The 1028-nt window shown below is 76.4% G+C and carries 1 protein-coding gene; it reads right to left on the bottom strand.

Going from position 1 to position 1028, the window contains the following annotated elements:
- Nucleotides 1–750, bottom strand: a 750-nt coding sequence (locus AB0I76_RS30695) for a hypothetical protein (RefSeq protein ID WP_357042849.1), incomplete at its 3' end; no start/stop codon positions are given.
- Nucleotides 751–1028: the final 278 nt, after the last annotated feature.

Consider the following 1028-nt stretch of genomic DNA (forward strand, 5'->3'; position numbering starts at 1 on the left):
GATCCACGCGCGCTGCGCCCGTCCGCTGTCGCTCAGGGTCGGCTCGTCGCCCTCGACCAGTCCGCGGGCGCGCAGCCGCTCGACCGCGTCGGCCCACTGCTCGCCGCTCCAGCCGCGGGTACGGCGCAGGAAACGGACCGGCACCGCGCCGGATGCGGCGTGCAGCACCAGCGCCTCCACCCCGGTCAGGCCGGCGAGCACCAGGGCGGCCACGTGCCCGTCGCCGCGGAACTCGCGCAGGACCGTCTGGGCCTGCCACAGGATCAGGTGCGGCTGCTCCGGCCAGGGCAACGCGGCATGGGCGGCGAACAGTGGCCGACCCTCCGGCCAGGCGGTGGCGGACTCGGCCGCGCGGCGGGCCAACTCGGCCGCCTCGGCCATCTCCGGGCCGTACACCACGTCGCCGAGCGCGCGCGTCAGGGCCGCACCGGCGGCCTCCAGCCGGGCGGCGAGCACGGCCGCCGGCGTCGCCCGCTCCCAGGCGGCCGGCAGCACCCGGGCCACGAGGTCCGGGTTGAAGTTGAAGAAGCTGGCGACGACCGGGCCGGGACCGACCGGCCCCAGGGCAGCCGCTCGGGAGGCGAAGTAGCCGGCCGGCTCGGCGATGCCCAGGGCGGCGTACCGCTCGTGCGCCTCGGGCACGAAGTAGATCATCCCGTGCAGCGGCTCGGTCACCCGCCAGGCGTGGCGCACGACGGCCGGGTCGAGCACCGCCGGCTTCTGCCAGCTCAGATCCGCCACGTCGGTCATGTCGCCGCCTTCCGCCGATGGGGTTACCGACCGGTAGCTTCGCACGCCGACGACGGCGGTGTCACGCACGCCCTCCTGGGGCTGTCAGGACCGCGTGTCCAGCATTCTCAGTGCGCCGCCACGACCACCGCACCGGCGTCGAGGTCGACGAGCCGGCCCGGCCGCACCACCACGAGCAGAACGGCCGTCGCCGCCACCATGCCACCCGCCACGACGAGGGCCATGGCGACCGCGCCGGTGCCGAGCACGCCCACCAGGGGCGCGGCCAGCGCGCCGAC

Origin of the sequence: Micromonospora sp. NPDC049799, from assembly GCF_040656655.1 — a bacterium.
GTDB lineage: Bacteria > Actinomycetota > Actinomycetes > Mycobacteriales > Micromonosporaceae > Micromonospora.